Source organism: Streptococcus sp. SS-4456 (assembly GCF_036680365.1).
In the GTDB taxonomy this organism is placed as follows: domain Bacteria; phylum Bacillota; class Bacilli; order Lactobacillales; family Streptococcaceae; genus Streptococcus.
Genome location: NZ_JAVIHI010000052.1, coordinates 1 through 12188, shown reverse-complemented (window position 1 = coordinate 12188; position 12188 = coordinate 1). Strand labels below are relative to the sequence as shown.

At 38.7% G+C, this 12188-nt stretch carries 13 protein-coding genes and 1 pseudogene; all 14 read left to right on the top strand.

Annotation, left to right across the window (positions count from 1 at the left end):
- Positions 1-24 precede the first annotated feature (24 nt).
- The 14 genes and pseudogenes from RFK25_RS10465 (at position 25) to RFK25_RS10405 (ending at position 12061) form a co-directional block, all read left to right on the top strand.
- Positions 25-246 carry a hypothetical protein gene (locus RFK25_RS10465; protein ID WP_332413347.1) on the top strand — a complete coding sequence of 74 codons (222 nt, stop codon included), beginning with the start codon at positions 25-27 and terminating at the stop codon, positions 244-246.
- Positions 224-619, top strand: coding sequence for a phage holin family protein (locus RFK25_RS10460; protein ID WP_332413344.1), 396 nt, complete (start codon positions 224-226; stop codon positions 617-619). The genes RFK25_RS10465 and RFK25_RS10460 overlap by 23 nt, the downstream gene beginning before the upstream one ends.
- A 6-nt stretch (positions 620-625) precedes the next feature.
- On the top strand, positions 626-2095 hold the full coding sequence (locus RFK25_RS10455) for a LysM peptidoglycan-binding domain-containing protein (RefSeq protein WP_332413343.1): 1470 nt from the start codon (positions 626-628) through the stop codon (positions 2093-2095).
- 222 nt (positions 2096-2317) lie between these two features.
- Positions 2318-3559, top strand: coding sequence for a recombinase family protein (locus RFK25_RS10450; RefSeq protein ID WP_044688763.1), 1242 nt, complete (start codon positions 2318-2320; stop codon positions 3557-3559).
- Positions 3462-4814: a recombinase family protein gene (locus RFK25_RS10445; protein WP_171995171.1), complete on the top strand. Its 1353-nt coding sequence runs from the start codon at positions 3462-3464 to the stop codon at positions 4812-4814. Before RFK25_RS10450 ends, RFK25_RS10445 begins: the two co-directional genes overlap by 98 nt.
- A gap of 92 nt (positions 4815-4906) precedes the next feature.
- Positions 4907-7726 (top strand): DUF4268 domain-containing protein, encoded by a 2820-nt coding sequence (locus RFK25_RS10440; protein WP_332413342.1) that lies wholly within the window; start codon positions 4907-4909, stop codon positions 7724-7726.
- Positions 7727-7765: 39 nt separating this feature from the next.
- Positions 7766-7966: a hypothetical protein gene (locus tag RFK25_RS10435; protein WP_052502388.1), complete on the top strand. Its 201-nt coding sequence runs from the start codon at positions 7766-7768 to the stop codon at positions 7964-7966.
- Between the two features lie 36 nt (positions 7967-8002).
- Positions 8003-8275 (top strand): hypothetical protein, encoded by a 273-nt coding sequence (locus RFK25_RS10430; protein ID WP_052502387.1) that lies wholly within the window; start codon positions 8003-8005, stop codon positions 8273-8275.
- Between the two features lie 107 nt (positions 8276-8382).
- Positions 8383-8709 (top strand): annotated as a pseudogene (locus tag RFK25_RS10425) (23S rRNA (uracil(1939)-C(5))-methyltransferase RlmD); the annotation flags it as partial.
- The gene (locus tag RFK25_RS11780; protein ID WP_079394206.1) at positions 8678-8830 is read left to right on the top strand and encodes a transposon-encoded TnpW family protein; all 153 of its coding nucleotides are present in this window, start codon (positions 8678-8680) and stop codon (positions 8828-8830) included. The pseudogene RFK25_RS10425 and the gene RFK25_RS11780, both read left to right, overlap by 32 nt.
- Positions 8831-9065: 235 nt before the next feature.
- The gene (locus RFK25_RS10420) at positions 9066-9284 is read left to right on the top strand and encodes a hypothetical protein (RefSeq protein WP_332413341.1); all 219 of its coding nucleotides are present in this window, start codon (positions 9066-9068) and stop codon (positions 9282-9284) included.
- Between the two features lie 10 nt (positions 9285-9294).
- On the top strand, positions 9295-9675 hold the full coding sequence (locus RFK25_RS10415) for a DUF1433 domain-containing protein (RefSeq protein WP_332413339.1): 381 nt from the start codon (positions 9295-9297) through the stop codon (positions 9673-9675).
- A 3-nt stretch (positions 9676-9678) separates the two neighbouring features.
- Complete coding sequence (locus RFK25_RS10410) at positions 9679-11742, top strand: SA1320 family protein (RefSeq protein ID WP_332413338.1); 2064 nt, start codon at positions 9679-9681, stop codon at positions 11740-11742.
- A 34-nt stretch (positions 11743-11776) separates the two neighbouring features.
- The gene (locus tag RFK25_RS10405) at positions 11777-12061 is read left to right on the top strand and encodes a TIGR04197 family type VII secretion effector (RefSeq protein WP_044693342.1); all 285 of its coding nucleotides are present in this window, start codon (positions 11777-11779) and stop codon (positions 12059-12061) included.
- Positions 12062-12188: the final 127 nt, after the last annotated feature.

Genomic DNA, 12188 nt, shown 5'->3' with positions numbered 1-12188 from the left:
CTTGAAGAAGTAAGGCGACCTGCCATTAAAAATGGAAAGCGGCAGTTGGTTACAACAGAAACAGTTTGGGCATTTAATCAGTGGGGCAGTATCACATTAACACTGAACCTTACTGATCTGTTCCATGATTGTTTCTATCTGATGCGGTTTGATGAGAACGGTCAACCAGATTGGTCAGACCCTTCCATTGTGCAGGAAGGTTCAGTAGAAAGTGAGGTGACCGATGAAGGAATTGTTAACACTTAATAAGATTTTATTTTCCATGATTGGAGGCTTGATTGGTAGTCTATTTGGAGAGTTGGATGGTATTCTATATTCCCTACTGGTCTTCATTATTATTGACTATCTAACAGGAATTTTTGCGGCAGTTGTAGAGAAACAATTGTCAAGTAGTATCGGTTTTCGTGGCATCTTTAAAAAGATAGCCATTTTATTTTTAGTTTCAATTGGTCATCTGATTGATACAGCTATTATCAAGCAGGGTGGAACAATTCGAACCATGGTTATATTCTTTTATCTCAGTAATGAGGGGTTAAGCATTCTAGAAAATACCGTTCGAATTGGTCTACCAATACCTGAGAAACTACAAGCAATTTTAAAACAAATCAACGAGAGGTGAGAAGATATGGGAAAACATCTGGTCATTTGTGGTCATGGACAGGGGCGAACAGGCTATGATCCTGGAGCAGTGAATGCCAAACTAGGTATCACAGAAGCAGGAAAGGTTCGAGAATTAGCCATGTTAATGGCTAAGTACAGTGGACAACAGATTGATTTTATAACCGAACAAAATGTTTATGATTATCGGAGTATTACTAGTATTGGTAAGGGATACGACTCGATTACTGAATTGCACTTCAATGCCTTTAATGGTAGTGCCAAGGGTACAGAAGTCTTGATTCAATCTTCTTTAGAAGCAGACAAGGAAGATATGGCTATCCTATCTCTCCTTTCACGATACTTTCAAAATCGTGGTATTAAGAAGGTAGATTGGCTCTATAATGCCAACCAAGCAGCGAGTCGTGGATATACCTATCGTTTGGTGGAGATTGCCTTCATCGATAATGAACAAGATATGGCGATTTTTGAAAACAAGAAAGAGGATATTGCGAGAAGTCTTGTGTCAGCAATAACAGGAGTTGAAGTCAAGGCAATAGTTCCCTCGCCCCCCAGTTCAACTGTTGGGAGTTCAGGAACTCCTTCAAAATCAATCTATCTTATTGGTGATAGTCTTAGGGTGTTGCCTCATGCGACTCATTATCAGACTGGTCAGAAAATCGCCAACTGGGTCAAAGGGCGCACCTACAAAATCCTCCAAGTGAAGAATATTCACCAGTCCAACAGTAAGAGAGCTTATCTACTTGATGGAATCAAGTCATGGGTGCTTGAGCAGGATGTAGAAGGAACAACTAAAGGCCATAGTGAGCAGACCTATCAAGCACAGAAAGGCGATACGTATTATGGAATCGCTCGGAAGTTTGGTTTAACAGTTGATGCCCTTCTTGCGGTAAATGGCTTGAAGAAGGCGGATATTTTAAGAATTGGACAAACTCTAAAGGTCAATGCAGCTTCAAGGACAACAACCGCTATTCCAACTAGCGTTGCAAGCCGTGTGGTTGCGTCAGCTTTATCTAAGGTCGGTCAAAAGGTGACCGTTCCATCTAATCCTTATGGTGGGCAGTGTGTTGCCTTGGTGGATAAGATTGTTCAAGAACTTACGGACAAGAATATGTCCTATACTAATGCCATCGATTGTTTGAAGAAAGCAAAATCAAATGGTTTCCAAGTAATCTACGATGCTTGGGGTGTGAATCCTAAAGCAGGTGATTTTTATGTCATTCAGACGGATGGTTTGGTATATGGTCATATTGGTGTCTGTGTGACAGATTCTGATGGAAAAAGTATTGATGGTGTGGAACAGAATATTGATGGATATTCTGACCATAATAAGAACGGTATCAATGACCAATTGGAAATTGGTGGTGGTGGGATCACTCGTCGTGTGAAACGTCAATGGATGGCGGATGGCTCACTCTACGATTCAACTGGAACAGTTAAACTCGGTAAAGTTGTTGGTTGGTTTAGAATTTCATAATATAGTTATAAGCCTGGTGGAAACATCTGGCTTTATTTTTTTGCCTTTTTTTCAAAAAGTGCGGAAAAATTACTCCCAAACCTACCTAGTAAGGTAGGAGGAATATTTGTATTCCATGAACTATGGCATAAATTTATCAGGTCGAATTAGTTTGTCTGATAACTTGACTAATTTTCCCTTTAGAGTGATATATAGTGTGCCATTACATAGGAAGGAGAGTAAATGTCCGTAAAAAAGATTAGAGTCAATAAACAAAAACACAAGCAGAGGATCTGTGCCTACATTCGAGTTTCGACGACTAATGGAAGTCAGTTAGAATCGTTAGAAAATCAGAAACAGTATTTTGAAAACCTGTATTCCAATAGAGACGATATTGATTTTGTAGGTGTTTATCATGACAGAGGTATATCTGGTTCTAAGGATAATCGTCCAAATTTTCAAGCCATGATTGAAGATTGTCGTAAAGGTATGATTGATATTATTCATACCAAGTCAATTGCTCGATTTGCTAGAAACACGGTTACAGTTCTTGAAATTAGTCGTGAACTGAAGGCAATAGGAGTAGACATATTTTTTGAGGAACAAAACATTCATACCCTTTCAAGTGAAGGGGAAGTGATGCTTTCAGTATTAGCGAGTATTGCTGAGGACGAGTTGAGGAGTATGAGTGGCAATCAACGTTGGGCATTTCAAAAGAAGTTCCAACGAGGTGAGCTAGTCATTAACACCAAGCGATTCTTAGGATACGATTTAGACGAGAATGGTGAATTGATTATCAATCCAGAAGAAGCTTTGATAGTCAGGCAAATATTTGCACTTTACCTTGAAGGGTATGGTACTCACCGTATTGCCAAGCTGTTAAATGAAAAGGGCGTTGCGACTGTTACAGGTGCTAAATGGCATGACAGCACAATCCGTCAAATGTTAAGCAATGAAAAATACAATGGTTCGGTCTTATTGCAGAAGTATTTTCACGATGGTGTGAATGGTCCTAAAAAATTGAATCAGGGTGAACTCGAAAAATATTTTATAGAGGATAATCATGAAGCTATTATTTCCATGGAGGATTGGCAAACAGTCCAGGACAAACTAAGCAGTAGAAGATGGCAAAAAGGTAGAAACAAAACCTATAAATTTACGGGGTTATTAAAGTGTCAGCATTGTGGTTCGACTTTAAAGAGACAAGTTTCTTACAAGAAAAAAATTGTTTGGTGCTGTTCCAAATACATAAAAGAAGGCAAAGTAACTTGTCAGGGGATGCGAGTGCCAGAAGTAGATATTTCAAATTGGGAGATAACCTCACCTGTTACAGTAATAGAAAGGGATAGAAATGGGGAAAAGTATTACAGTTATACCGGCCAAGAAAGTGCAGACCAGTGTTCTTCATCAGGACAGGAAGAAAATCAAAGTAGCCGCATATTGCCGAGTGTCCACCGACCAAGAAGAGCAGCTATCAAGTTATGAAAACCAAGTTAATTATTACCGAGAGTTTATCTCTAAACACGAGGACTATGAGTTAGTTGACATCTATGCGGATGAGGGCATCTCAGCAACCAATACCAAAAAACGCGATGCTTTTAATCGCTTGATACAAGATTGTAAGGCTGGTAAGGTGGATAGGATTTTGGTCAAGTCGATCAGTCGCTTTGCCAGAAACACCCTTGATTGTATCAAATACGTCCGAGAGCTGAAAGAACTGGGTGTTGGTGTGACTTTTGAAAAGGAGAATATTGACAGCCTGGATTCCAAAGGTGAAGTTCTCCTTACAATCCTTTCTTCCTTAGCACAGGATGAGTCACGCTCTATCTCAGAGAATGCGACGTGGGGAATTCGTAAGAAGTTTGAACGTGGGGAAGTTCGGGTGAATACCACAAAGTTCATGGGTTATGACAAGGATGAGAATGGTAGGCTTATCATTAACCCTCAGCAAGCTGAAACTGTAAAATACATATACGAGAAATTCTTAGAGGGGTATAGTCCTGAATCCATTGCTAAGTATTTGAATGACAATGAAATACCTGGTTGGACAGGAAAGGCAAATTGGTATCCAAGCGCAATACAGAAAATGCTTCAAAATGAAAAGTATAAGGGTGATGCCTTATTACAAAAGACTTTTACAGTTGATTTTTTGACTAAGAAACGGATTGCCAATGATGGTCAAGTTAACCAATACTATGTAGAAAATAGCCATGAAGCTATTATTGACAAAGACACTTGGGAATTAGTACAGTTGGAATTGGCAAGGAGGAAAGCCTACCGAGAGGAGCATCAGCTCAAGTCCTATATCATGCAAAATGACGATAACCCTTTTACAACTAAGGTGTTCTGTAAAGAATGTGGTTCAGCCTTTGGTCGAAAGAACTGGACCACCAGTCGAGGTAAACGCAAGGTTTGGCAATGTAACAATCGATATAGGGTCAAAGGACAGATTGGCTGTCAGAATAACCATATTGATGAAGAAACGTTAGAGAAAGCCGTAGTAATGGCTGTAGAACTATTGAGTGAGAACGTGGATCTGTTGCATGGGAAGTGGAATAAGATTCTAGAAGAAAATCGTCCGCTAGAAAAGCATTATAGTACAAAGTTGGCTGAAGTGATAAACAAGCCATCCTGGGAATTCGATTCGTATGAGATGTGTCAGGTATTGGACAGTATTACAATTTCAGAAGATGGGCAGATAAGTGTAAAATTCTTAGAGGGGACTGAGGTAGATTTGTAAGTGACTGTGGCCGAAAGGTTGCAGTTTTTTTGTTGTTTCGTGGTATAATAAAACTAATTTAATGAATGATAAAAGGATAGGAGGACTAAATAATGGCAAATGAACTACAGCCGCTTTCTTTACTTTTTCAAAACAGACTTTTCAGAATTCCGGATTATCAGAGAGGCTATGCTTGGCAGCAATCACAGCTTACTGATTTTTGGGATGATTTAGTAAATCTTCAAGAAGGAAGATATCACTATACAGGTTTATTGTCTCTTAAGAATCTGAAATCTTCTGAAACAACATCGTGGGGTAGTGATCTTTGGATGGAATCAAAAGGATTCAAGCCCTGTCATATTGTTGATGGACAGCAGAGACTGACAACTTTTGTTATTCTTTTAAATGAAATCGTGGAGTATTCCAGAATATTAAAAGCGAATGGAGGTTTATCCGACCGGGATATTGTGCTGGGATATGAAACGTTGGAAGATGTAGTTGCCAAATATATTTGTCAACATAGACCGCCGAATAAGCAGATAACTACATACCTGTTCGGTTATGAGGTGGACAACCCTAGTTCTGACTATTTACAGTACAAAATTTTTAATGAGCCTTATTCCGGGACCGTTAATGAAACGTACTACACAAGAAATCTGAAGTTTGCCAAGAACTTCTTTAGAGAGAATCTGACCGCCCTCTATGAGAGCGAAGGCATGGATGGAATCAATGAATTATACCTCAAACTGACGCAGAGGCTAATGTTTAACATTCATGAAATCGATGATGATTACGATGTGTTTGTAGCATTTGAAACCATGAATAACCGTGGTAAGAAACTCACAAACCTGGAATTATTGAAGAACCGACTAATTTACCTGACAACTCTTTATCCGGAAAGTAAGTTCGATAAGATGGATAAAGAGAATCTGCGTAAACAGATTAATGATACCTGGAAGGAAGTGTACTTCCAGCTTGGCAGAAATGAGAAGACTCCGCTCTCGGATGATGATTTTTTGAGGGCACATTGGATTGTGTATTTCGCTTACTCCAGAAGAAAAGGTGATGACTATATTCATTTCCTTTTGAGCAAGTTCTCTGCCAAGAATATTTTTGAAAAGAAAACGGTGGCTGTTGCCGATGACTCCTTGACGGTTGTTAGTGATACGGACTATGATTCGGATACTGACATTGAAGATGAATCTGGTGAAGTAGAAACTGTTGAGGTTTCCAAACTTGAACATGGAGAAATCCTTGACTATGCAAACAGTCTGAAAAATATGGCAAAGTACTGGTATGATACTTTCTTTCCATTCCAGAGTGAGAACCTTTCCGATGATGAAAAGGTATGGGTGGATCGTTTGAACCGCATCGGCATTGGACATTTCAGACCATTGATTATGGCTGTTATCAGCCGAAGAGACTTGAAGCCGGAAAAGAGGATTGAACTGTATACAGCCGTTGAGAGATTTATCTTTATTTGTTTCCGTCTTGGATATTTTAATGCCACATTCAGAAGCAGTGAGTATTATCGTGCATCACGCAGCATTTACCTCAAGGAAATGGACATTGATGATTTAATCAATGATATCAATGAAACTACGGATGCCAATATCGAATATGCACTTCCGAACTTTATAACCAAGATAGAAAAGCACTTCGATAACAAGGGCGGTTTCTATTACTGGAATTCTATCAAGTACTTCTTATATGAGTATGAGTACCAGCTTGCAAAGAAAAACAACCTGGATAAGGTGAGTTGGGAGATGTTTACAAAGACTGAAAAGGACAAAGTTTCTATTGAGCATATTCTTCCGCAGACTCCGTCAAGGTTCTATTGGCGTAATCAATTTAGACAGTTTAGCGGCGAGGAAATCGAATTATTGTCCTGCACTCTTGGAAACCTACTTCCTCTTTCACAGAGTATCAATTCAGCATTGCAGAATGATAGTTTTGAGGATAAGAAAACATCCAAGAACGGTGTCCGAAGAGGTTATCAGAATGGATCGCATTCTGAAATTGAGGTTGCCAAGGAATCTGACTGGACAGCAGACCGGATTTATCAGAGAAGCAAGAAACTTCTGGAGTTCATGGAAAACAGATGGAAGTTTAGTTTTACTTCAGAACAGATGAATAAACTCATCTATGTTACATGGGTAAATGATGGCAGGGCTGTCCCAGCCCCGCTATCAGAAGAATCGGAAAAACCTGCTGATTCATCAAGCAAAGGAAAACAACCTTCTAAGCCCGTAGGCGATTTAGGGGAGCTTCAACTTAAATTTTGGTCAAGCTTTGTAGAATACTGTAAGGAAGAAGGCAGAGATACTGCCATTGCTCTTCGTAAACCATTGGCACAGAATTGGTATGATATTCCTGTGAATGGTTCTGATTACCATCTTTCTTATACCGTTACACGCAGTAAGTATTTATCCTTACTGATTTATGTTTATAATAAAGAAGCGTTTGAAAGACTCGAAAGTAAGAAGAACAAGATTGAAGAAATCTTTGGAAACAAGCTTGACTGGTATTCCAGCCGTGAAGGTAGTGAGGCAAAACGCATCATCTATAAGCGTGAAGCCGATGTGTTCAATCCATCAAAGCAGGAAGAATACTTTGCCTGGATGATTGATAAATGTGATGAACTTAGTAATGCACTTGTGCAGGTCGGTGAAATGGACGAAGAACCGAAGGAAAAAGATAAGTTTTCAAAGTTGAATCAGTATCTTGAAAACTGTGGGAAAACCGAACTGACATTGACCTTTACTGATATTGAAGCCATTATTGGTTGCAACCTTTGTAAGTCAGCATACAACTATTCTGCATACTGGACTCCATCACCAACCCATACAATGCCGAATGCCATCCTAGCAGCAGGATTTAAAGTGGTATCGGTTGATTTGCATTCTAATACATTGTTATTGCGTAAACAATAGCAATTTTCGAAAGTTGTCTAATTTATAGGAGGTGTTGATATGAGAGTCTTGGATTTAGATATGGATTATTTTATGACTGAAATAGCAAGTACTCCATTTTCTTGTGAAGTAAGACTTGATGAAGAGTACTATGGGGATTCAGTATGGACTGAAGAGGAAGTTCGACAATTTTTAGAACAAAATTTAGGATTATCAAAAAATCACAAAATTCCAGGAAGAATGGTGACCGGTCATAATTAGGCACTGATATTTTGGAAAGAACTTATTAATAGTAAAATGCTTTCAGATCCTTTTGACGTTGTTCATATTGATTCTCATGCTGATTTAGTTTTGGGTGGCGCATCATGGAGTTTTTTGCAAAGTGAGTTTCTTACACATCCGATTGATTCAAGAAGAAAAATTAGCGAGTATGAGTTTTACAATAAAATAAAAGTAATTGGTATAGGTGATTATTTACTTTGGGCAGTTGCCTATAGAATGGTTTCAGGCTTTCAAAATGACAGATGTTTTATAGCTCATGGTCTGATGGCTAGTGTACATCCAGTTTAGTTATTATGGAAAAATGGCGAGCGTAATACAAGTATTTTGTTCCATAATATCATCTTAACAACTTGTAATTTCAATTCGTTCCATAATATAGGTAATCCCTATCAGCACACGTGGAGACGGTAGCATTATTGTCCAAACTTAATGTCGATAAGCATATAAGTGTTGAAGTAGAGCTAGATGAACTTGATTTGACAAGTGCGGAGAGCAAAGCTACTTATGCTCAGATTAAGGAATATATATTAGAAAAATTTGGTTTGAAAGTTTCAGCACTCTATATTGCCCAGATTAAAAAGAAATGTGGAATAGAGTTGAGAGAAAATTATAATAAGTCAAAAAAAGAAAAACAAGTTATTCCACAATGTACACCTGAGAAAGAAGAAGCTATCATGGATGCGTTAAGGCATTTTACAGAAAGAACAACATCAAAAGCCTGATGGTGTTATAACAAAAAAGATAAACGGAAAAACCTTTATAACAGAGATATATTTTGACAAAAAGAGCAAAGATACATTTCAAGATAAATTGTTTAAGGTAGTGAAAGCGGAACGGAAATAGTGAAAACAGAAATTTTGTATATATCATTTAGGTTCCTTTTTATCCGTGCTGCATGTGGGAGAAAATAGGAAATTTGACAATAGAAAAAATGGCTTAAAAATGGTAGAACGGTTAAGTAATGATTCGGATGCAATAGGGCTTAATCCTATTGATGATTTTCAGTCAATTCAAAAAAGTCAGCTATTAGAGAACGTGGATATTTCTAGAATAAAGGTAATTTATCTGGAGGAGTGATATGTCATTTACAGAAGAACAATATAATTGGCTAGCAGAACAGTCATATTGGGTAGACGAAGGAAAAGATGATGTAAAATATCATCCAGTTGAAAGTAAGACATACCATTTTGATCCTGAGAACCAATCCCTCGGTCAATTCCAAGTCCTCGCTGTAGAAGACAACACCGCCAACGGTATGCAGGCCATGGCAGTCGCGCCAGTTGTTAACTGTGATTAGGAGATATAAAGTGAAAAAACGAAGAATTTTTATCAATTTAGTAGTCGCAATGACAATTTTAATATTAGGAGGATGTGGAATGGCTGAGAGCAATAAAGAAGTGAAGTATAAAGAAGAGCAGGATAGAATGGTAGAGTATTTAGCTCAGAATTATGAAGGTGTTGAAAAAATTGAGTTTATAAATTTTGAAAAGAATAATACTACAGGTACATGGAGTAGTGATGCGATTGTTAATGACATTTATTATATAACCTTTAGCCTTAATGGATTCGGGGGAGAAATAGATGTAACTGAACATATTTCTAGAAGTAAAGGAAAAGAGTTACATCTGAAAAATGGGGAGGAAGATATAAATACTTCAAAAATACAGAAAGTTTATTTTGAGGAATAGAGAATGATAACACATAAAGATTATAATAGGATTGCTGACAAGGTTTATGCGGTAGATAGTGGCAAAGAGGCATTTCCAATTGAAAAAGGAGATAAAATTTTAGGAAAAAAATTCCAAGTCCTCGCTGTAGAAGACAACACCGCCAACGGTATGCAGGCCATGGCAGTCGCGCCAGTGGTGAATGGGGTGGTGGACTATGATAACGTAACTATTGCTTACGCGGGGACAAATTTTGGGGATGCAAAAGACCGCCAAACAGATCTTAATAGTGTCATAGGTGGTCAGAACTATTTCGAGACAGCTCCTCGACTTCCTTCCGATAGTCAGGTTGATAGCGCGCTTGCCTTTGCTACTGAGATTCGTCGAAGATACCCTCAAGCAACGATAGACACCACAGGGCATTCACTAGGTGGTTATCTAGGTCAGATGGTTGCCATTAAAAATCAATGGGCTGCGACAACCTTTAATGCCCCAAACCCTTCGAATATGCTAACTAAGGATGAAATAGCCTGGGCTAAAGCAAATACTGACATATTGGTTAGCTATCGCAACGAAAAAGATTGGATAGGAAACTATGGTGGTGATCCACTTGGAATTGCACGTGCTATTGCCCCTTACAAAGAAAATGATATTGAGGGACTTGATTTTTTGCATCATCATGGGCTCTCCACTTGGCAGTTTGATAAGCATGGTAACTTGGTGGACAAGTACGGTCTAGTAGTGGATAAGAAAAATTATTATGCAGAGGTGGATATTAATTCTGATGGGGTAGAAGATATTACTTTGTCAGCGACTAATACGAAGCCCCGCAATCTCTTTCTATCAAGTGGCAGTATTGGCTTAGTTGGTAGTCAAAAGATTGAGATTAGTCCTGACACACTAAGGATGTTATCAAGCAATCTCAATCTGTTAGCTCTGACAGAAATTCCAGCTATGATTAAAGCTTGCCAACTTTGCCAAGAGAAAAATGAAAAAATAAAAGGTGACTTTGAAACTCGTAAGCAAAAAGTGGAGGAAAGCATTGTCCAACGCTTCAAAGAGACCCGGTTAACAGAGGTGTTTTATAGGATGCATGAGTCGGTGGGTCAACTTGTTTCAAAACGCTCGATTTTTGAACAGCTAGCCTCTCCAAAAATGTTGCGCAATACTATTCCACACCCGGCATATTTTAGCTCAGGAGCTTATTTAGAATTATCTCCTTATAATAGCACCTTGAGTCATCTTAGCTCTTATAGTCAGACATTGTCCCAACAAGCCTCTTCGGAACAGTCTAGTGGTTTTATCTTGATTAACCCAACACCAAGTGTTTTGAAATCATCAGATATTCTAGAAGAAACGGCTAAGAACCTCAAAAAGAAAAGTGAAATAATCTTTGAAGGAACAGGTCTTCGTGAAGGGAAAAAAGATGGGATTAGTGACTCCTTAACGGAGGTCTTGAACATCGAACAAGCCAATCTGGCCCAGTTAAGCTTGGCTGTAGAGAACGTTTCCCGAATGACGCTGAGTCTTGCTGACCATTTCCAAACTATGGATGACTGGCTAGGTAGTCAGATACAATCAGGGGGCAGTCTTGAAGGGTTAACCATTCAAAATGTTCCAAGGTCCTATCAAGCATATCTTGAAGAAACGGGTATTTTTGATGATGTCAAGGATGTCTTACAAGCATTTGATGAACAAGTCGAACGAAAAAGTGCTACATATGCAAAGGATGTGTCAACTGGATTTTCAACAGCCTTTCAATCCGTTCAGTCCTCGCTTGAAAGATGGTCAAATCAGTTAGAGAACTTTAATCAGTCGGTTTCGTCAATAAAAAGTTCATTTGAAGTAGATATTTATATTGATAGGAAGACCAAGGTAGACAAAGGGTTCAAGATGAAGAGAGAGTACTGGGGAAATCTCTCTAGGTTATATGATTCCAATTTAAAGTCATCGATTAGGACGGCAAACAAAGAAATCAAACCGTTAACTGAAAAATTGGTATCGGCATTGGAGATAACCAAAACAGCTCAGAGCGATCTACAAAACATGAAGCCTCAGTTGAAAGCAATCATCGAAGAAGGGGTCTAGAGAAGCTATTCCATACGAAAGAGGGGTGAAATTCATGTTCGGAACGATACAGTTATCAAATGTTGCGTTTGGAAGTCATGTGATTAGCCTTACTTCCGCAAAAGAAAGTCTTGCAGGTGTCAGTAGCACGTTGCCAGAAACGACATCAGACTCTAAAGTGATGAAGCTTTATCAGGAACAGTTCAAGGAGCTGTCAGCTCTTGTAATAACCTACGCTTCGCTTTTGGAAACGGATATTGCTTTGATTTCACAAACAGGTCAGGAACTGGTTCACACAGATAATGTTCTTGGACATGCTCTGTTTTCAGGATTAAATTAGGAGTGGATGATGGGCTATAAAATCAAATTCGACGATATCACCTCTCTCCAGATTAGCACCCAGACAACCATTGGTTCATGGGGTGAGTCTGTTTCTAGTCTGAACACAGCTATGTCAGGTTTCATCA